The sequence below is a fragment of the Curtobacterium sp. ZW137 genome (assembly GCF_003762905.1).
In the GTDB taxonomy this organism is placed as follows: domain Bacteria; phylum Actinomycetota; class Actinomycetes; order Actinomycetales; family Microbacteriaceae; genus Curtobacterium.
The window spans coordinates 689838-707980 of the sequence record NZ_RJKS01000001.1 but is presented as its reverse complement, the minus strand read 5'-3'; the positions used below and the strand labels follow the sequence as shown (position 1 = coordinate 707980).

Sequence of the window (18143 nt, the reverse complement as noted above, 5' to 3'; positions counted from 1 at the left end):
ACCCCGTCGCCGCGCGGGACGTCACGCGTTCGGTGCGGCGCCGACGTGCAGCCAGTAGAACGACTGCGTCCCGAGCGTCAGCGTGACGTTGCCCTCCTCGTCGAAGGACGGGAACGAGCTGCCGCCGAACAGGTCGTACAGCGGACGGCCCGCGAACTCCGGCGCGGAGATCGTCGCCGTGGTGGCGTTGACCGCGAACGAGAACACGCAGAGGACGTCCTCGGCGGAGGGACCGAACTGGGTGCCGGTGCCCTCCCACGAGCGGACGAACGCCAGGACGCTCTCGTTGTCGGTCTGCTGCACCGCGATCGACCCCATCCCGAAGACCGGGTGTGCCTTCCGCACGTGGATCACGTTGCGGACCCAGTGCAGCAGGGAACGGGACTGGGCGAGCTGCGCCTCGACGTTGACCTGCGCGTAGTTGTACACGAGTGACTGGACGACCGGCAGGAACAGCTTGCCCGGGTCGGCGGTGGAGAAGCCGGCGTTCCGGTCCGGGGTCCACTGCATCGGCGTGCGCGACGCGTCGCGGTCCGGGAGCCAGATGTTGTCGCCCATCCCGATCTCGTCGCCGTAGTACAGGAACGGCGACCCGGGCAGCGAGAACAGCAGCGCGTGGATCAGCTCGAGCTCGGCACGAGAGTTGTCGAGCAGGGGAGCGAGGCGGCGCCGGATGCCGATGTTCGACCGCATCCGCGGGTCGTAGCCGTACCAGCCGTACATCGCCTGGCGGTACTCCTCGCTCACCATCTCGAGCGTCAGCTCGTCGTGGTTGCGGAGGAACACGCCCCACGCGGCGCTCTCCGGGACGTCGAGCGTCTCGGAGAGGATCGCGGAGAGCTCCTTGGCGTGCTGGGCGCGGAGCGAGTAGAAGATGCGGGGCATCACCGGGAAGTCGAACGCCATGTGGCACTCGGGCTCCTCGTCGGTGCCGAAGAACGCGGCGGTCTCCCGGGGCCACTGGTTCGCCTCGGCGATCAGGACACGCCCGGGGTACTCCTCGTCGACCATCGCGCGGAGCTTCTTGATGAACTCGTGCGTCTCGGGCTCACCCTCACCGTTGCCCTCCTCTGACTCGAAGAGGTACGGGATCGCGTCGAGCCGGAGGCCGTCGACACCGAGGTCGAGCCAGTGCCGGACGACGTCGTACACCGCCTCGACGACGGCCGGGTTCTCGAAGTTGAGGTCCGGCTGGTGCGAGAAGAACCGGTGGAAGAAGAACTGCCGACGAACCGGGTCGAACGTCCAGTTCGACTCCTCGGTGTCGACGAAGATGATGCGGATGTTCTCGTAGTGCTCGTCGGTGTCACGCCAGACGTAGAAGTCGCCGTAGGGGCCGTCCGGGTCCTCGCGGGACTGCTGGAACCACTCGTGCTGGTCGCTGGTGTGGTTGATCACCATGTCGATCACGATGCGCATGTTCCGCTCGTGCGACTTCGTGACGAGCTCGCGGAACTCCTCGAGCGTGCCGAACTCCGGCAGGATCGCCTTGTAGTCGGCGATGTCGTAGCCGCCGTCGCGCAGCGGGGACTTGAAGAACGGCGGCAGCCACAGTGCGTCGACGCCGAGCCACTGCAGGTAGTCGAGGCGACTGATCAGCCCCTGGAGGTCGCCGGTGCCGTCCCCGTTCGAGTCGACGAACGACCGGATCATGCACTCGTAGAAGACGGATCGCTTGTACCAGAGAGGGTCGAGCGTCAGTCCGGGCAGCTGGATCGGGGCTGTGAAGGTCACCGTGCTCCTCGTCGTCATCGACGGACCCGTGGCTGGAGGCCCGCTCCGGACACGATAGGCGGCTGCTCCCGAGTGCGTTCCATAGACTGGCGCGGATGCAACCGCCGGTCCTCTCCCCGTACTCGTCGTTGATGGCGTCGACGCCCGTCGCGCACCGAGCCGTGGAGGTCGACGGCCGCACCACGCACTACTGGGAGTACGGCCCCGCCGACGCCGCGCAGACGGTCCTCGCCGTGCACGGGTTCCGCGGTGACCACCACGGCCTCGAGTCGATCGCGGCGCACCTGGTCGGTGTCCGGGTGATCGTCCCCGACCTGCCCGGCTTCGGCATCTCCGACCCGCTCGCGGTCTCCGACGTCGACTCCTACGTGGCGTGGCTCCGTGCGTTCCACGCGGCGGTCGGCCTCGACCGCACGGCGGTGGTCCTCGGGCACTCGTTCGGCTCGATCGTGGTGTCGGCAGCGGTCGCAGCCGGCCTCGACACCCGGCTGCTCGTCCTGGTGAACCCGATCGCCGCCCCAGCGCTCCAGGGCCCGCGCGCGGTCGGCACGGGCATCGCCATCGCGTACTACCGCGCGGGCGCCGCGCTGCCCCGGCCGGTCGGGCTCGGGCTCCTCCGCAACCGCGCGATCGTGCGGGTGATGAGCATCGCGATGCTCAAGTCGCGGGACCCGGAGATGCGCCGATGGGTGCACGAGCAGCACGACCGGTACTTCTCGGCGTTCGCGAACCGCACGAGCGTGCTCGAGGCCTTCCGGACGTCGGTCACGCACGACGTGTCCGAGTACGCCGACCGCATCGACGTGCCCGTGCTCATGATCGCCGCAGAGCGTGACGACATCACGGCCGTCCCGGAACAGCGCGCACTCGCCGACCGCCTGCGGAACGCGGAGCTCGTCGTCATCCCGGACGTCGGGCACCTGGTGCACTACGAGACCCCCGCCGCCGCCGCGGAGGCGACCCTGCGCCGGATGGCCGACCCCGTGCCCAAGCCGGCGCGCGGTGCCAGGGCGAGCCGAGCCTCCCGGCCGGACCGAGGCGGGGAGCGCACGTCGTGAGCCGCCTGCGGATCGGGATCGACTGCCGCTACGTGCGGATCGGACGGCACGACGGGATCAGCCGGTTCACCGCCGGCATCGTGGCGAACCTGCCGGACCGGCACGACTTCGTGCTGCTCGTCAACGACGAGCGGCAGCTCGAGTCGCTGCCGGACGGCATCCCGTGGGAGCGGATCCCGGCGCCCACCGACGCGGGGGAGCCGCTCGTCGCGCGGCACGTGAACCGGCTCGGACTCGACGCCGTGTTCTCGCCGATGCAGACGATGGGCTCGCGTGGGCGGTCGTACGCGCTCGTGCTGACGCTGCACGACCTGATCTACTACCGGAACCGGACACCGCCACGGGAGTTCTCGTGGCCGTTGCGGCTCGGGTGGCGTGCGTTCCACCTGGCGTGGTGGCCGCAGCGGATGCTGCTGAACGGTGCGGACGGGGTCGTGACGGTGTCCGCGACGACCGCCGGGCTGATCGCCGCACACCGGCTGACGAAGCGCCCGGTGACCGTGGCGTACAACGCTGCCGACCCGGCGTCCGTGCGGTCGCCTGCTGACGGCCGCACCCGCACGCTCGTGTACATGGGCTCGTTCATGCCGTACAAGAACGTCGAGACGCTGGTGGCCGCGCTGCCGCTGCTCGGCGCCGACTGGACACTGCACTGCATGTCGCGGGTGTCCGAGGCCGATCGTGCACGGCTGTCGGCGCTGGCCGGACCGGGCGCCGTGGTGTTCCACGACGGGGCATCGGACGAGGAGTACCTGGACGCGCTGCGCTCCGCGACGGCACTCGTGACGGCGTCGTACGACGAGGGGTTCGGGATCCCGCTCGTCGAGGCGATGGGGGTCGGCACGCCCGTCGCCGTCAGCGACATCCCGATCTTCCGCGAGATCGGCGCGGACGTGGCGGAGTACTTCGACCCCGGATCGCCGTCCGCGGTGGCCGCTGCGGTGCGACGGCTCGAGGCGCGGTGGGACGCTGCGTCGACGGAGTCCGTCGTGCGTGCGGGGCGGTTCCGGTGGGACGAGTCTGCGGAGCAGGTCGTGCAGGCGGTCGAGCGTGCGGTGGCGGCGCGGGGGCGGCGGGGCTGACGCGTCGCCGGGGTTCGCGGCGACGTGAGCGTCAGGACTTCGCGGGGGCGACCTCGACCGTCGCGTCCGGGAACACCCTGTGCACGGCTTCGGCGACGCGCGTCTGTGCCGTGTGCTGATCGACCCCGGTCGGGGCCGTCTCGACCGTGACGGCCTGGGCGTCCGGTTCGTCGGAGCGGCTCTCGCCGGCCGTCGTCCAGAGGCAGTGCACCTCCTGCACGCCGGGGATCGCCCGGACCGTCCACGCGAGGGCCAGCCGCTGCTCGGTGCGTTCGTCCGACGGTGAGATCCCGACCTCGACGTCACCGAAGTCCGCGACGGCCCAGACGTGCACGCCGTTCCCGCTCGTGTCCGCGGCGGCGGCACTCAAGCGGTCGACGAGGTCCTCGCGGGCGGTGTCGACGAGGCCCGGGGTCGCGGTGACGGTCGCCGTGACGTCGTAGCTCGCGAACGACGTCTTCGTCGGCTCGGCGGTGGACGTGCCAGCGACACCGGCGATGGTCCGCGCCTCGGAGGTGAACTTCGCGAGGGTGGCGTCCGGGCGGGGGAAGATCCCGCCGACGCCGGTCTGCACGCTGCCGATGATCATCGAGAGCGCGACGACGAGGACCACGGCGACCACGACGACCCCGCCGAGGAGCAGCGACCACGAGCGCACGCGCTGCGGCGTCGTCCGGACCGGCACCGACGCCGTGTCCGGTCCGAACGCGCGATCGAGGTCGTCGTCGTCCCGCGGCGGCCAGTCGCGGTGGCGGCCGCCCGTGCCGGGTCCGTCCATCGTCATGTCGCCCCCTCACGCGCGGGTCCGGGCCGTTGGGTGAACAGGATCGTAGTCCGGGGAGCGATTGGATGGGCGGCCCCGTGGGCAACGATCGCGCAACGGAGTGCACCGCTCTGGCTGACGCTCGGTACGGTGGCAGGAACGGAGAGGGGCCGTCGTGTTCGCCACGCTGCTGATCGTGTTCGCTGGACTCGTTGCGATGTGCGTCGTGTTCGCCGTCACCGGAGCCCGGCGGGCGAAGGCGCTCGAGGGGCTCGACGACCCGCTGGCGCCGCGCACGGGCGACGACGGCGCGCAGGGGATCCGGACGGCGCAGGCGAAGGCCGCACGGCCCGACGGGGCGACCGGTCTCGGCGGGTTCTTCGGCGGCCCCTAGCTCCGGCGCTCGAGGGGGTTCTGGTAGTCGAAGGCGTACTTGCCCGGGGCCTCGGAGACGTCCTCGATCGGGTCGTCGAAGCGCACCAGCTCCGCGTGGAAGCGCTCCGGGTCCCAGCGGAACGAGTGCACGGACCCGTTCCGGATCGGGGTGTGGTGCCGGTCGGCGGTGCCGGGGGCTGCGGCGTTGACGACGCTCCGGATCACGGCGCCGTGGGTCGCGACGACGATCACACCGCCGTCGTACCGCACGGCGATCTCGCCCAGGGTCTCCGTGACGCGGTCGAGCAGCGCCGCGCGGGACTCCCGCCCCGGGATGTCGTCGTGCGGGTAGTTCGCCAGGACCTCGTCGTCGGTGAGGCCCTCTGCCTCGCCGTAGGACCGCTCGGCGAGGCCCGGGTAGGTGGTCGGCGCCGGGAGCCCGAGCCGCGTGGCGATGATCGACCCGGTCTCGTACGCGCGAACGAGGGGCGATGCCACGACGGCGTCGAACGACCGGCGCGCGAGCAGGCCGGCGGTCTCGGTGGCCTGGGACCGCCCGGTGTCGTTGAGGGGGATGTCGGTCGAGCCCTGGATGCGGCGCTGCTTGTTCCAGTCGGTCTCACCGTGCCGGACGAGGTAGAGGAGGGTCGTCACCGTTCGATCATGGCAGAGCGAGCCGCAGCGCGAGTGGCAGCGCGAGCCGCAGAGCGCGCCGCAGCCCGGATTACAGCGCGAGCCGCGCCGCGAGCGCGACCAACGTCTCCGTCGTCCCCGCGTCCACCTTCACGGCCGCCCGACGATCACTCCGCGTGTCGCCGCGGTTCACGATGACGACGGGGTGCTTGCGACGGGCGGCGTGGTCGACGAGCCGCACGCCGGAGTTCACCGTCAACGAGGACCCGACGACGAGGAGCGCGTCCGCGTCCGCGACGATCGACACCGACTCGCTGAACTTCTCGGTGGGCACGAACTCGCCGAAGAACACCACGTCCGGCTTGAGCATCCCGCCGCACACGGAGCAGTCCGGCACGACGAACCGGTCGACCTCGGTGATCTCGACGTCCCCGTCGGGCTGCAGCAGGACGGATCCGGGCTCGTCGATCCACGGGTTCAGCCCGTCGATGGTCCTGGCGAGGTCGGCGCGGGCGAACACCTGTCCGCACGTCAGGCAGAGCGCGCGGTCCATCGATCCGTGGATCTCGACGACGCGGCGGGAGCCCGCGCGGAGGTGGAGTCCGTCGACGTTCTGCGTGATGACGCCGGAGACCACGCCGGCTGCTTCGAGCGCGGCGAGCGCCTGGTGTCCGGCGTTCGGCCGGGCCGCGGCGAAGGTGCGCCACCCGAGGTGCGAGCCGGCCCAGTAGCGCTGCCGCTTCGCGGGGTCGGCGCGGAACTCCTGGAAGGTCATCGGCTTCCGGACCCGACGGCCCTCGCCGCGGTAGTCCGGGATCCCGGAGTCGGTGCTGAGCCCCGCTCCGGAGAGCACGGCGACGCGCTTGCCCGCGAGGAGGTCGACGACCTCGTCCAGGCCGTCGATCACAGCGGGTGTCCCGTCGGTCGCGTCGCTCGTCGCCATCACGTTCACGGTACCCTCAACAGCCGACCGCCCCCGCCACTTCCCACGGAACGAGACCAGTGCACCCCGTCCGCATCGACACCCTCGACGACCCCCGCCTCGACGACTTCCAGCGTCTCACCGACGTCGCGCTCCGCCGGGTCTCGGAACCCGAGGGCGGGCTGTACATCGCCGAGTCGAACACGGTCATCGAGCGGGCGATCCGTGCCGGGCACGTTCCCCGCAGCGTCCTGGTGCAGGAGAAGTGGCTCGAGGACGTCCTGCCGCTCGTCGCCGACCACGACGGTCCGGTGTTCGTCGGCCCCGACGCCCTGCTCGAGGAGCTCACCGGCTTCCGGATGCACCGTGGCGCGATCGCGTCGATGCAGCGCCCGGAGCTGCCGAGCGTCGCCGACGTCGTGCGGGACGCCCGGCTGGTCGTCGTCCTGGAGGACATCGTCGACCACACCAACGTCGGCGCGGTGTTCCGGAGCGTCGCCGGGCTCGGTGCGGACGCCGTGCTGGTCAGCCCGCGATGCGCCGACCCGCTCTACCGCCGGAGCGTGCGGGTGAGCATGGGGACGGTGCTCCAGGTCCCGTGGACCCGCATCGGTGACTGGCCGGAGGCGGGGGAGGAACTCCGCGCGCAGGGCTTCCACCTCGCCGCGATGGCGTTGACGGACCGCTCGGTCGACCTCGACGTGTTCGCCGCGGACGTCCCGGAGAGGGTCGCGCTCGTGATGGGCACCGAGGGGCAGGGCCTCACGCCGGCCGCGATCGCGTCGGCGGACACGACGGTGCGGATCCCGATGCACCACGGGGTCGACTCCCTCAACGTGGCCGCGGCGAGCGCCGTCGGCCTGTGGGCGGTCGCCGCCGCCCAGCAGGCGAAGCGGACGCAGTAAGCACAGGAGTACGCAGCCGGTAGCGGCCGCGGTCTCGTCGATGGTCCGGAACCCCCGGACGGGAGGCTCGGTCCGGCTTCTCCACACCCCGGCGGTTCCCCAGACGGCCGGTACCGCCCCCCGGTACGCTCGATTCCCGTGTCACGTGTCGTCCGCCGCCCCCGCTCCGCTGTCCGGAGGCCCGTGACGATCTCGGTCGTCGCCGTCCTGATCCTGGCGATCGCGTACCTCGTCGCGGCGGCCGTCGTGCCGTTCTCGCCGGCGAGCGCCACGACCACGTCGTACGCCGCCCCGACCGCGACGCTGCCGTCGCTGACGTTCCCGACGTACGGCGCCACCGCGGTGGAGGCACCGGACTTCCCGGAGAGCCTCCGGACGAGCGGTGACACGAAGCCGCGGTCGATCGCGAGCATCTCGAAGGTCGTCACCGCGCTCGTGGTGCTCGATGCGAAGCCGCTGGCGCAGGGGCAGGCGGGTCCGACGATCGACTTCACGTCGGAGATGGAAGGGCTGTACGCGAAGTACCTGGCGGTGGACGGCGAGGTCGCCCCGATGCCGTCCGGGCTGCGCCTGTCGGAGTACCAGACGCTGCAGGTCATGCTGATGAAGTCCGCGAACAACTACGCCGGTTCCCTGGCGATCTGGGCGTTCGGGTCGCTCGACGCGTACAAGACCGCTGCGGCATCCTGGCTGCACGACCACGGTCTGGACGACACCTCGATCCAGGAACCGACCGGCCTGAACGCGGCGAACAAGTCCACCGCGACCGACCTCGTCGACCTCGGGCAGCTCGCGCTGGCGAACCCGGTGGTGAAGGAGGTCGTGGGCACGAAGGCGGTCACCGTCCCCGGGGTCGGGGACATCGAGAACTCGAACAAGCTCCTCGGCATGGACGGGGTCGAGGGGATCAAGACCGGCACCCTGGACGAAGCGGGCGCGTGCCTGCTGTTCGCCGCCACGTACGAGCGGGGCGGCAAGACCGTCACCGTGATCGGCGCGATGCTCGGCGGGGTCGACCACGACACCCTCGACGACGACGTCCAGCGGCTCCTGCACTCGGTCGCGGACAACTTCCACGTGGTGACCCTGACGCACGCCGGCCAGTCGTTCGGCACGTACTCGACCCCGTGGAAGGACGAGACCGACGCGGTGACGAAGGCCGCGTCGGAGGTCCTGGTCTGGGGGAAGACCACGGTGAAGGCGACGACGAAGCTCGACTCGGTCACCACCGGCACCAAGGGGGAGCGCGTCGGCCGGGTGCGCTTCTCGATCACCGACCACGAGGCGGTCACCGTGCCACTGGTGCTCGAGCAGGAGATCCCGGACCCGGGCATCTGGTGGCGCTGGACGAACCCGTTCGAAGGGGCGTAGTCCGCCCTCGACGGTGGGCTAGGGCGTGTCGCTCTTGTGCTCGAGGACCGTCTGCAGCTCGGGGCGCTTCGGGCTGATGCCGTCACCGGACGAGGTGTGCCGGATTCGCCGGACCACCCACGGCACGAGGTACTCCCGCGCCCAGCCGAGGTCCTCGGCGCGGGCTTCCCGCCAGGGACGGGCCGCGAGCGGCTCGGGGTTGAACGGGGCGAGTTCGTGGTCGACCCCGAGCGCGTCGAGCACCGCGGCCGCGATCGTCGCGTGGCCCATCGGGGAGTGGTGCAGCCGGTCCGGCGCCCACATGCGCGGGTCGCGGAGCACCCGGAGCGCCCACATGTCGGCGACGAGGGCGTCGTGCTTCAGCGCGATGGCGTGCAGGTGCTCGTTGTAGATCGCCGCCTTGCCGCGGACGAGCCCGAGCACCGGCGTCATCCCGACGTCCGGCCCGGTGAAGATGACGACGGTCGCGCCGTCGCGGCGGAGCTCCGTGACGGTCTTGTCGAACCGGGACGCGAGCTCGTCCGGGTCCGAGCCCGGGCGGATGATGTCGTTCCCGCCGGCGGACACGGTGATCAGGTCCGGGCCGAGCGCGAGTGCGTCCTCCACCTGCTCGTCGATGATCTGCTGGAGCAGGCGTCCGCGGACGGCGAGGTTGGCGTAGGCGAAGTCGTCGGTCTGGTTCGCGAGCACCTCGGCGACCCGGTCGGCCCAGCCGCGGTACCCGCCGGGCACGGTGGGGTCGGGGTCTCCGAGTCCCTCGGTGAACGAGTCACCGATCGCGACGTACCTGGACCAGGGATGACGATCTGACACCCCTCGGAACATAGTCTCGTGCCATGACGAAGGCAAAGCCGTGGACGGTCCCGGAGGACCTCCTCACCCGGATCGCGGAGCGTGCCCCCCGGTACGACGCGGAGAACGTGTTCTGCGCCGAGGACCTCGACGAGTTCCGCGCGGCGGGGTACCTGCGCATCGGCGTGCCGATCGCGGACGGCGGCAGCGGCCTCGGGCTCCGTGCCACCGCGGCCGTGCAGCGGACGATCGCCGGAGCCGCACCGGCGACGGCCCTGGCGCTCGGCATGCACCAGGTCTGGGTGCAGGCGGCCCGCAGCGTGTCCGCGCGGGGTGGGTCGTTCCTCCAGTCCGTCACGGACCACGCCGCGGCGGACCGCCTGCTCGCCTTCGGGGTCAGCGAACCCGGGAACGACCGCGTGCTCTTCGACTCGCTGACGACGGCGGAGCCGGACGGTGCGGGCGGGTACCGGTTCACCGGGACGAAGGTGTTCACCTCGCTCGCACCGGCGTGGGACGTCCTCAGCGTGTTCGGCAAGGACACGACGGGGGAGGCGCCGCGCCTGGTGCACGGGTTCGCCGTGCGCGCGGACGGCGGCGTCCGGCACCTCGACGACTGGGACACCCTCGGGATGCGGGCCACGCAGAGCCGCACCACCCTGCTCGAGGGCGTGCACGTGCCGGCGGACCGGATCGTGCGCACCCTGCCCGTCGGGCCGACCGCCGACCCGCTCGTGTTCGGGGTCTTCGCCGCGTTCGAGCTGCTGGTCGCCTCCGTGTACGTCGGCATCGCGACGCGTGCCCTGGAGCTCGCGGTCGCGCAGGTCCGGGAGCGCCGCGCGATGGACGGGACCCCGCGCGCGGACGACCCGGACGTCCGGCGGGCGATCGCGGACATGCGCGGCGCCGTCGACGCGATCGCGCTGCAGGTGGACGCGCTCGCCCGGGACGTCGACGAGCTCGAGGACCACGGTGCGCGCTGGTTCCCGCTCCTGGTGGGGACGAAGGCGCGCGCGGTGGACGCCGCGCAGCACGTCGTGGACGAGGCGATGCGGGTGGTCGGCGGCGGCGCGTACCGGGCGTCGAACGAGCTCGCGCGGCTGGCCCGCGACGTCCGTGCCGGTCAGTACCACCCGTCGTCGCGGGACTCGGCGGCGCGGACGATCGCGAGCGAGGTGCTCGGGCCGATCGGCAACTAGCGCTCGGGCCGATCGGCAACTAGTTCAACTGCGGTACTATGAGGGTCCGAACAGCGACCGAAGCCGGAGGCCTCCCACCCGTGACGACGGACCGCCGACCAGCACCGACGCATCGCCTCCCGCCCCGCCTGCGGAGCCCGCGCCAGCGACTCTGGGACCGGCTCCTCGTCCTCGACCCGGGCTTCGTGAAGAGCGAGGGCGCGCTCCGCACCCTGCTCTGCGTCCCCGCGGGCATGGCCGTCGGGTACGCGGTCGCGCTCCAGTTCGGGTTACCGGCGGTCCTCGGGCTGATGATCGGCGCGATGCCGGCGTTCATCACCTGCCTGGTCATCGTCGACCCGAGCGCCAGGCGGGTGGCGGGCCGGACCGGTGCCGTCATCGTGCCCTTCGTGGCAGCGCTCGCGGGCAGCATCGCCCTGCACCCGTTCCGGATCCTCGAGCTCGTGCTCATCGTGGTGCTGCTCTTCGTCCAGTTCCTCGCGTTCCAGTGGGGGAAGTGGGCTTCCGACGCCGCGATCGTGGCGTTCTCCGGGTACCTGTGCGGGCTGCTCCTGCCGTTGCCGGAGACGAGCGTCCTGCCGCTCTCGATCGTCGTGGCGGCGTCCCTGGCAGCGACGATCGTGATCCGGACCGTGTTCCTCCGGCCGGACGCGTACCGGTCGCTGCTGCGGGTGCGGCGCGGGTTCCTGGCACGAGGGGCCGACGTCCTCGAGGCCTCCGCGGCCGCCCTCGCCGTCGCCGATGACTCCCGTGCCCGCGCTCGTGCGCTCCGGCGGCTGGCACGACGTCGTTCGCAATACCACGAGATCGCGCTGACGGTCGACGGGATGCTGGCGGCGAGCGGCACCGACGCCGCTGACGAGCTGCACCGCCTGGTGTTCGACACGCACTTCGCCATCGACGAGCTCGGCCGTGCCGCCGCGACCCTCGTCGAGCAGGGTGCCCCGGAGGACGTCCGCCACGCGGCCCTCCGCGCGGTCACGATCGTCCTGCGGCACGGCGGCAGCGCCGGCGACGATGCCGGCCGGACCCTCGCCGCACGCTTCGCGATCACCGCCTCCGCGGCCGATCCGGCATCGCGGACCACCGTGCTCGTGCACCGGATGGCCCGCGAGTTCGCCGACCTCCGGACCGCCGGGCTGCGCTGGCGCGAGGTCGCCGACGAGCTCCCGCGGAGCGGCGACGGCGTGCCGTTCGCGTCGCCGGTGATCCTGGCCGGCGGCCGTCCCGCCGGAGCCGTCCCGGTCGTCGCCGACGCGGTCGCCGAGGGACCGTGGCGCCGGCTGCACATGACCGCGTCGCTCCGGACCGCGGTGCACGCCGCCATCGCCGTGGCGATCACCGAACCGCTCGCACTGCTCCTCGATGGCAGCCGCTTCTACTGGGGCGTCATCGGCGTGATGATCGTCCTCGCCGGCACGAACACCACGCACGAACGCGTCCGCAAGGGCATCCACCGCGGTGTCGGCACGGTCGTCGGCGGGATCGTCGGGATCGCGCTCGTGCACGTGCTCGGAACCGACCACCCCTGGGTGACGATGGTGCTCGTCTGCGTGCTGCTCGCCGTCGGCACGTACGGGTTCGGTGGGGTGTACGCCGTCTGGGCCGCGTGTCTCGTCGTCGTGCTCTGCCAGGTCTACGACTTTTCCGGCACCTTCACCGACGCGCTCATCCCGATCCGGCTCGCGGAGAACCTGCTCGGCGCCACGATCGCCATCCTGGTCAGCATCGTGGTGCTCCCGCTCGCCACGCGGAGCGTCGTCCGCCGGGCGGTGCGGCGGCAGCTCGTCGCGGTGCGTGCCTTCGTGCTGGCGACCGTGGGGGTGGACGTCGACGAGACGGAGCCCGCCGACGCGGCGGACCCGACCCCGGCCTCCCGTCCGACGCCTGCTGCGGCACCGGACCTGCGTGCCCGGTCACGCGCCGTCGACGCCGCCACCTACCAGCTGGAGGCGGTCCTGAAGCCGATGGTCCGGTTCCCGACGGGTGGGCCGGCGCGCGCGGACGCGCGGATGCGTGCGTCCCTGCAGGCGGCGGCGACGTTCGCCAGGGAGCTGGCCGGGAGGCCCGGCGCGGCCCCGGTGGACGTGCCCGCCACCCTGCGCGGTGCGGCCGAGGTCCTCGCCGCGTCCGTCGACCGGCTGGCGGACCGCGTCGTGGCCGGCCCCGGGACCGACGCATCCGGCTCGCCCGCGTGGACACGGATCACGGACGTGCTCGAGGGTGTCGTCGCGACCGCCGACCCGGGTGACGCCGGAGACGCGGTGCGTGCCCGGGTGCACGCGCTCGGCCGCATCGACGAGTCCCTCGCGCTCTTCGCGGAGCGGGTCGGGATGCCCGTCGTCGCGGGCGCCGCGACGCGGATGTCGGCGGTCGGTGGCACCATCTCCTCGTGAGCAAGCAGGACGGACGCAACCGGCTCGTCTCCGACCGACCGGTCGCAGACCTGACCGCGACGGTGCTGCACGTCGACATGGACGCGTTCTTCGCCTCCGTCGAACTGCTCGACCGCCCCGACCTCGTCGGGCTGCCGGTGATCGTCGGACACGACTCCGACCGCTCCGTGGTGACCGCCGCCACGTACGAAGCCCGCAAGTACGGCGTCAACTCGGCGATGCCGATGGCCGTCGCGAAACGCCGGTGCCCGAACGCGGTGATCGTCGAGCCGCACTTCGAGAAGTACCAGGCGAAGTCCGCCGCCGTGATGCACGTGTTCGAGCAGTTCACCCCGCGGGTGGAACGGCTCGGCATCGACGAGGCGTTCCTCGACGTGGCCGGCGCCGTTCGGTTGTACGGCACCCCGTGGGAGATCGGGCAGGCGATCCGGCAGAAGGTCTTCGCGGAGACCGGCCTGCACTGCTCGGTCGGTGCCGCCTCGACGAAGTTCGTCGCGAAGCTCGCCTCCAGCCGTGCCAAGCCGGACGGCCTCCTCGTCGTCCCCGCGGAACACACCGTGGCGTTCCTGCACCCGCAGCCCGTGTCGGCGCTGTGGGGCGTCGGCGGCAAGACGCAGGAGACCCTCGAACGCCGGGGCATCCGCACCGTCGGCGACCTCGCCACGACACCGCTCGCCTCCCTGGTGTCCGCGCTCGGCCCGGCCGGCGGACAGCGCCTGCACGACCTGTCCTGGGGGCGTGACCCGCGGGTCGTCGACACCGCCGTTGGAGAGAAGTCGATCGGGCACGAAGTCACGTTCGGCACCGACCTCACCGAGCGCGACGCCGTCGCCCGCGAACTCCTGCGGCTCGCCGAGAAGGTCGCCGTCCGGATGCGCCGCGCCGACGTGCAGGCCCGGACCATCGCCCTCAAGGTCCGCTACACCGACTTCACCACCCTGACCCGCTCACGCACCCTCGCCGAACCGACCGACGTCGCCCGCCGGATCCACCGCGAAGCCGTCGAGCTCTACGACGTACTGCACCGCCAGGGCAACCGGATCCGGCTGATCGGCGTCCGCGGGGAGAACCTCGTGCCCACCGCGGCGAGCAACGCGCTGTGGGACGACGACGCGCCGTGGCGGGAGACCGAGACCACGGTCGACGCGGTCACCGCCCGGTTCGGCGCCGGCGTGCTGCGACCCGCATCGCTCGTCCGCGGCACGCCCGAGCAGCGTCCGCCGCATGCCCGGCAGGACATCGGGTGACGGTAGAATCGCCTGAAGTGAGCGCAGCGGAGTACGAACAGCAGCAGTCCGCCGCGGCCGGCGGTGTCCATCCCGATCCGGCCACGGCGTCGTCCACCGAACTCGCCTCGTCGTCGGCCGAACTCGCCTCGTCGTCGGCCGGGGTCCCGCAGTCGTCGGTCGAACTGGCGCCGGCCGAACTGGCGGAGATCGCGGGCAACGCGGCCGCCGAGCACCTGTCGCCGGCGTTCCCGGACCGCGCCGCGTGGGGGACCGCGTCCAAGCTCCGCGCCTGGCAGGTCGAAGCGCTCACGAAGTACTTCGAGACCGAGCCGCGCGACTTCCTCACGGCGGCCACCCCGGGCGCCGGCAAGACCACGTTCGCGCTGCGTCTCGCCACCGAGCTCCTGGCCCGCGGCACCGTCGACCGCATCGTCGTCGTCGCACCGACCGAGCACCTGAAGCGGCAGTGGGCCGACGCCGCCGACCGCGTCAACATCCGCATCGACCCGATGTTCAAGAACGGCGACGGGATGTTCGGCCGGCACTACCAGGGCGTGGCGATCACGTACGCCCAGGTCGGCATGAACCCCGAGGTCCACAAGAAGATCACCGAGGGCGGCCGCACCCTGGTCGTCCTCGACGAGGTCCACCACGGCGGCGACGCCCTGACCTGGGGCGACGGCATCAGGGAGGCGTTCAGCGGGGCCACGCGCCGGCTGTCCCTCTCCGGCACCCCGTTCCGCTCGGACACCGCACCGATCCCGTTCGTGCAGTACGCCCCGGACGAAGCGGGCATCCGCACCTCGATCTCCGACTACAACTACGGCTACGGACGCGCCCTCGCCGACGGCGTCGTCCGCCCGGTGCTGTTCATGGCGTACGCCGGGCAGATGCGCTGGAAGACCCGGATGGGCGACGAGATGTCGGCGTCCCTGGGCGAACAGGTCACCAAGGACATCACCGCGCAGGCCTGGCGCACCGCGCTCTCACCAGAAGGCGAGTGGATGCCGGCGGTGCTCTCCGCCGCGGACAAGCGCCTGACCGAGGTCCGTCGCGGCGTGCCCGACGCCGGCGGGCTCGTCATCGCGACCGATACCACCACGGCACGCGCGTACGCCCGCATCCTGCAGCAGATCACGGGGGAGCGGCCGACGGTCGTCCTCTCCGACGAAGCCGCCGGGTCCAGCCGGATCGGGGCGTTCGCCGCCGACACCTCGCGATGGATGGTCGCGGTCCGGATGGTGTCCGAAGGCGTCGACGTCCCACGGCTCTGCGTCGGCGTGTACGCCACGAGCGCCAGCACACCGCTGTTCTTCGCCCAGGTGATCGGCCGCTTCGTGCGGGCCCGGCGTCGCGGGGAGACCGCCTCCGTGTTCCTGCCGAGCGTCCCGGGGCTGATGGCCCTCGCAGCGACGCTCGAGCTCGAGCGGGACCACGCGCTCGACCGCCCGAAGGACGCCGACGACGGGATGTACAACCCCGAGGACGCGATGGTCGCCGAGGCCAACAAGGAAGACCGTGCCTCGGAGAGCCTGCTCGACGTGCAGCCGTTCGAGGCGCTCGACTCGCAGGCCTCCTTCGACCGGGTCCTCTACGACGGCGGCGAGTTCGGGACCGGCGGCGAGATCGGCTCCCTCGAAGAACTCGACTTCATCGGGATCCCGGGGCTCCTCGAACCCGACCAGGTGCGCGACCTGCTCCGGGCGCGCCAGGCCACCCAGGCGAAGCGTTCCAAGGGTCGTGCGGTGAAGGACGGGACCTCCAAGGCTCCCGAGCCCGACCGGCCGATGTACATGACCATCAAGGAGCAGCGCTCCGAGCTCCAGCGGCTCGTGTCGATCTGGTCGCGGCACGCCAACGAGCCGCACGGGTCGATCCACGCCGAGCTCCGGCGGATCAGCGGTGGCCCGGCCGTGGCGCAGGCGAGCATCGAGCAGATCCAGAAGCGCATCGACATCCTGCGCTCCCGGATCGGCGGGCGTCGGTGACGGTGCTGGCGTGATCGTCGCCGTCGACGATCGGACTTGGCTCGTCAAGCGCTCCGAGGACTCCTCGCCCGAGGCGATCATCGACCGCTTCGGCGGGGGCTACCGGCTCCGTCGGTTCAGCCTCGTCGAGTCGCGCCGGACGGCTCACGGCGTCTTCATGGGTCTCGACCTCGCCGAGACCGCGTGGTGGCGGTTGCGCGACGGCCGTCGTTGATCTGGTGACGTTCTGGGCAATCTGCGCGGCGATCATGACGTTGCAAGCCCTGATCGGGTAGACCGGACGCATGGCAGATTCGATCCCTCACGTCCTCGTCCTCGGTGGCGGCTCCGCCGGCTACACGACCGTCAAGCAGCTGCAGAAGCACGCCGCGACGGTGCCGATGCGCATCACCCTCGTCGACCAGAACACGTACTACACGTACCTGCCGTTCCTGCCGGAGGTCGCCGGCGGCCACATCAACCCGAAGGACGTCACCGTCGAGCTGCGCCGTGCGCTCCGCAAGACCCGCGTCATCCAGGGCAAGGTGACCGCGATCTCGGCCGCCGACAAGACGGTGTCGATCGCCACGGCCGGCGGTGACGACCGCACCCTCGGCTACGACCAGCTCGTCGTCGCGCTCGGCTCCGTCACGCGGACCTTCCCGACCCCCGGGCTCGAGGAAGTGGGCGTCGGCTTCAAGAGCGTCGAAGAGGCCGCCTACGTCCGCGCGAAGCTCCTCGACAACATCGCGAAGGCCGCTGCCACGCGTGACGAGGACGAGCGTCGCCGTCTGCTCACCAGCATCTTCATCGGCGGTGGCTACACCGGCGTCGAGGCGATCGGCGAGCTCTTCGACGTGTCGCAGGCCGCGATCAAGACCTACCCGTCGCTCGCGGGGGAGCAGCCGCGCTGGGTGCTCATCGACGCGCTCGACCGGGTCGCACCAGAAGTCGGCCCGGAGCTCTCGAAGTGGACCCTCGAGTCGCTGCGCGCCCGCGGCATCGACGTCCGCCTGAAGACCACCATGCCGAGCTGCGAGGGCGGCGTCGTGAAGCTCTCCGACGGTGACGAGTTCGCCACCGGGCTGCTCGTCTGGACCGCCGGCGTCAAGCCGAACCCGCTCCTCGACGCGTCCGACCTGCCCCGCGGTCCGAAGGGCCACCTCGCCGCCAACGCGAAGCTCCAGGTCGAGGACGAGACCTCGCACGAGGTCGTCCCGGGTGTCTGGGGCCTCGGTGACGTCGCGCAGGTGCCGGACCTCACGGCCGACAAGCAGCCGGCGTACTACCCGCCGAACGCGCAGAACGCCGTGCGCCAGGCCGTCGTGGCCGCGGACAACGTCGTGGCGACGATCACGGGCAAGCCGCTCGAGGAGTACCGCCACCCGTCGATCGGCACCGTCGCGTCGTACGGTGTCGCCAAGGGTGCCGCGAACATCAAGGGCATCAAGATGACGAACCTCTTCGCCTGGCTCGCGCACCGGGCGTACCACGTGTACGCGATGCCGACGCTGAACCGCAAGGCGCGGATCATCATCGGTTGGGTGACCGGCGCGGTCTCCGGCCGTGACGCCACGTCGCTGATCAAGGAGACGGACCCGCGTCGCGCGTTCGTCGACGCGACGAAGTAGCCGCGAGCGCTCCACAGACGGGAGGCCCGGTGCCAGCTGGCACCGGGCCTCCCGTCCGTCGTGTGGCGGGCGTGCGCGGCTGCGTG

General features: G+C 71.7%; 16 protein-coding genes. 11 read left to right on the top strand and 5 right to left on the bottom strand.

Features of this window, described 5'->3' with window-relative positions:
• Positions 1–21: 21 nt before the first annotated feature.
• A complete protein-coding gene (treS, locus tag EDF55_RS03345) occupies positions 22–1734 on the bottom strand; it encodes a maltose alpha-D-glucosyltransferase (protein ID WP_123653489.1) in 1713 nt (570 codons plus the stop codon).
• 95 nt (positions 1735–1829) lie between these two features.
• Between treS and EDF55_RS03340 the strand changes: the two genes are divergently transcribed.
• The gene (locus tag EDF55_RS03340) at positions 1830–2792 is read left to right on the top strand and encodes an alpha/beta fold hydrolase (RefSeq protein WP_123653488.1); all 963 of its coding nucleotides are present in this window, start codon (positions 1830–1832) and stop codon (positions 2790–2792) included.
• Positions 2793–2797: 5 nt separating this feature from the next.
• Positions 2798–3874, top strand: coding sequence for a glycosyltransferase family 1 protein (locus EDF55_RS03335; protein WP_123653855.1), 1077 nt, complete (start codon positions 2798–2800; stop codon positions 3872–3874).
• Between the two features lie 31 nt (positions 3875–3905).
• On the opposite strand, the gene EDF55_RS03330 is transcribed toward EDF55_RS03335, so the two are convergent.
• Positions 3906–4658, bottom strand: a complete 753-nt coding sequence (locus tag EDF55_RS03330; RefSeq protein WP_123653487.1) for a hypothetical protein — start codon at positions 4656–4658, stop codon at positions 3906–3908.
• Positions 4659–4812: 154 nt separating this feature from the next.
• On the opposite strand from EDF55_RS03330, the gene EDF55_RS03325 reads away from it, so the two are divergent.
• Positions 4813–5031 carry a hypothetical protein gene (locus EDF55_RS03325; protein ID WP_123653486.1) on the top strand — a complete coding sequence of 73 codons (219 nt, stop codon included), beginning with the start codon at positions 4813–4815 and terminating at the stop codon, positions 5029–5031.
• On the opposite strand, the gene EDF55_RS03320 is transcribed toward EDF55_RS03325, so the two are convergent.
• Positions 5028–5666 carry a histidine phosphatase family protein gene (locus EDF55_RS03320; RefSeq protein ID WP_123653485.1) on the bottom strand — a complete coding sequence of 213 codons (639 nt, stop codon included), beginning with the start codon at positions 5664–5666 and terminating at the stop codon, positions 5028–5030. The two genes, EDF55_RS03325 and EDF55_RS03320, sit on opposite strands and share 4 nt — an antisense overlap.
• Positions 5667–5736: 70 nt before the next feature.
• Complete coding sequence (locus tag EDF55_RS03315) at positions 5737–6588, bottom strand: Sir2 family NAD-dependent protein deacetylase (protein ID WP_123653484.1); 852 nt, start codon at positions 6586–6588, stop codon at positions 5737–5739.
• Between the two features lie 59 nt (positions 6589–6647).
• Between EDF55_RS03315 and EDF55_RS03310 the strand changes: the two genes are divergently transcribed.
• Both EDF55_RS03310 and EDF55_RS03305 read left to right on the top strand, forming a co-directional pair.
• A complete protein-coding gene (locus tag EDF55_RS03310) occupies positions 6648–7472 on the top strand; it encodes an RNA methyltransferase (RefSeq protein WP_123653483.1) in 825 nt (274 codons plus the stop codon).
• A 138-nt stretch (positions 7473–7610) separates the two neighbouring features.
• Positions 7611–8843, top strand: coding sequence for a D-alanyl-D-alanine carboxypeptidase family protein (locus EDF55_RS03305; RefSeq protein ID WP_185017075.1), 1233 nt, complete (start codon positions 7611–7613; stop codon positions 8841–8843).
• 18 nt (positions 8844–8861) lie between these two features.
• Here EDF55_RS03305 and EDF55_RS03300 read toward each other — a convergent pair whose 3' ends face one another.
• On the bottom strand, positions 8862–9656 hold the full coding sequence (locus tag EDF55_RS03300; RefSeq protein ID WP_123653481.1) for an SGNH/GDSL hydrolase family protein: 795 nt from the start codon (positions 9654–9656) through the stop codon (positions 8862–8864).
• 23 nt (positions 9657–9679) lie between these two features.
• Between EDF55_RS03300 and EDF55_RS03295 the strand changes: the two genes are divergently transcribed.
• The 6 genes from EDF55_RS03295 (at position 9680) to EDF55_RS03270 (ending at position 18057) form a co-directional block, all read left to right on the top strand.
• Positions 9680–10834, top strand: coding sequence for an acyl-CoA dehydrogenase family protein (locus EDF55_RS03295; protein ID WP_123653480.1), 1155 nt, complete (start codon positions 9680–9682; stop codon positions 10832–10834).
• An 80-nt stretch (positions 10835–10914) separates the two neighbouring features.
• Positions 10915–13230 (top strand): FUSC family protein, encoded by a 2316-nt coding sequence (locus tag EDF55_RS03290; RefSeq protein ID WP_123653479.1) that lies wholly within the window; start codon positions 10915–10917, stop codon positions 13228–13230.
• The gene (gene dinB, locus EDF55_RS03285; protein ID WP_123653478.1) at positions 13227–14477 is read left to right on the top strand and encodes a DNA polymerase IV; all 1251 of its coding nucleotides are present in this window, start codon (positions 13227–13229) and stop codon (positions 14475–14477) included. Before EDF55_RS03290 ends, dinB begins: the two co-directional genes overlap by 4 nt.
• A 164-nt stretch (positions 14478–14641) precedes the next feature.
• Entirely contained in the window at positions 14642–16447 is a 1806-nt protein-coding gene (locus EDF55_RS03280; protein WP_123653854.1) for a DEAD/DEAH box helicase, read from the top strand.
• A gap of 10 nt (positions 16448–16457) precedes the next feature.
• Positions 16458–16661, top strand: coding sequence for a hypothetical protein (locus tag EDF55_RS03275; protein ID WP_123653477.1), 204 nt, complete (start codon positions 16458–16460; stop codon positions 16659–16661).
• Positions 16662–16731: 70 nt separating this feature from the next.
• Positions 16732–18057, top strand: coding sequence for an NAD(P)/FAD-dependent oxidoreductase (locus tag EDF55_RS03270; protein WP_123653476.1), 1326 nt, complete (start codon positions 16732–16734; stop codon positions 18055–18057).
• Positions 18058–18143 lie beyond the last annotated feature (86 nt).